The following is a 660-nucleotide window of genomic DNA, read 5'->3' as shown; positions in this document are numbered from 1 at the left end:
AGTAGTTATGAGTGATCCACGATGAAATCTGTGGCGGCGATCCTTACATTGCTCATGTTCGTAATCGCTATAAGATTAATGCCAATGGTTCAATAATGATTTACAGCGTTAAAGATGATAAATATCAACCGCTTTAATCCCCACCACCAATCCGCTCCGCCAATGCCTGCAACTTTGGCACTATCATCTCAGCATAGTCATCTGCTTCCCAGTTGGCACTTGGCACACTAGCATTGAGTGAATACGCATATTGCCCAGTGGCGACATCAAACACCCCAACCGCGACTGCTAATATGTCAGTAGAAAACTCTCCATCAGACACAGTATAACCGTACTGCTCATAATGCTCTGCTGCGCTGGCTAGAGTGCTTTGCGCATGGTTATAATCTTCGACAGACAAACTCTCTTGTAGATTGCTAATGATAACCGCCTGTCTTTCTTGTGAGCTTGCCGCATAAAAAGCCCGCCCGATGGCGGTGCGTGCGATAGGTACGGCTGAGCCAACTTGTAAATTGACCGATAGGCGAGCAGGGCTACGGCAGCAGGCAAGATAACGCATTTCGCCTGCAATCTCTGTGGCTAAGTTCACTGACACTTCGTTTTGTGTTGCAAACTGACGTAGCAAAGGTTCAGCAAATGCGACTACATCAGGACGACTCC

The 660-nt window shown here is 47.3% G+C and carries 1 protein-coding gene; it reads right to left on the bottom strand.

From position 1 onward, the window contains the following. Window positions 1-133: 133 nt before the first annotated feature. The coding region (locus tag ACS8FD_RS21365; RefSeq protein ID WP_439277349.1) for an IclR family transcriptional regulator domain-containing protein at window positions 134-660 on the bottom strand (527 nt) is incomplete at its 5' end.

It is taken from the genome of Psychrobacter sp. 1U2, from assembly GCF_051847575.1.
Note: the sequence above shows the minus strand (reverse complement) of the source record. Positions and strands in the feature narration are given on the sequence as shown.